Origin of the sequence: Rhizobium sp. 2YAF20, assembly GCF_052114685.1 — a bacterium.
In the GTDB taxonomy this organism is placed as follows: domain Bacteria; phylum Pseudomonadota; class Alphaproteobacteria; order Rhizobiales; family Rhizobiaceae; genus Rhizobium.
In genome coordinates this window covers 1-1,019 of the sequence record NZ_JBFRFF010000123.1, presented here as the reverse complement: position 1 = coordinate 1,019, position 1,019 = coordinate 1, and the positions used below count along the sequence as shown (strand labels likewise).

At 60.4% G+C, this 1,019-nt stretch carries 1 pseudogene; it reads left to right on the top strand.

Annotated features, from left to right (window positions below):
* A pseudogene (locus tag AB4Z52_RS36195) lies at positions 1–1,019 on the top strand (hypothetical protein); the annotation flags it as partial.

Sequence of the window (1,019 nt, the reverse complement as noted above, 5' to 3'; positions counted from 1 at the left end):
GGCGGGGTGCAGATCGACGGCGCGATTGCCCGCGCCTTTCTCCAAGCGCTCGAACCAGCCAGGCTTGCTGCTACCCTGGCGGCTGCGGAGCGCTTCGAACTCGACACAGAAGCGTCGCTAAAACAATGGCGGCTTGGTGTTGAGCGCGCAGTTTATCAAGCAGGCCGGGCCGAACGCCGATACCGCGCCGTCGATCCCGATAATCGGCTTGTTGCGCGCGGTCTTGAACGTGAATGGGAGCAGTGCCTTGCAGATCAGCAAAAGGCACAAGATGAACTCGCACGACGCATGCAACAGCGTCCGCTGACCTTGAGCAGCGATGAACGTGCCAGGCTGCTGACGCTCGGTGCTGATCTTGAGATCGTATGGAACGCACAGTCGACGACACCGCGTGACCGCAAAGAGCTTCTGCGCGCACTTGTCGAGGAAGTTATCCTCTCGGTCGACCGTGATGCATCAATGGCGCGTCTGACCATGCGCTGGAAGGGCGGAGCGCTGACAGACCTTAACGTGGAACTCCCACGCTCAAGACCGGCGACAGTTCGCACCGACGAGGATACGCTCGACCTCGTACGACGCCTTGCCACCCTCTATCCAGACAGTGTGATCGCCGGCATTCTTAATCGACAGGGACGCACCACGRCCCGGGGACACCGCTTCGAGGCAAACCGTGTCGCCAATTTACGCACCCATTGGCGCATTCCCTGTTTCCAGGCCACGCACGGCGCCACCCAAGGGACAATAATGACAGTCACTTCCGCAGCCGCCGAATTAAACGTCGCACCGTCAACCTTACATCGCTGGCTCAACGAGGGTCTTATTGCCGGCGAACAGGTGACATCAGGTGCGCCCTGGCAAATACGGGTAACCGACGAACTGAGAGCACACTTTAGCGCAGTGGCCGCAGACGGCTTCGTCACCATGCAGGAAGCCACCCGGGCATTGGGCGTCACGCGCCAGACCGTGTTGCACCGTGTAAAACGCGGCGAACTTGAGGCTGCCCATGTCACCAAAGGTGG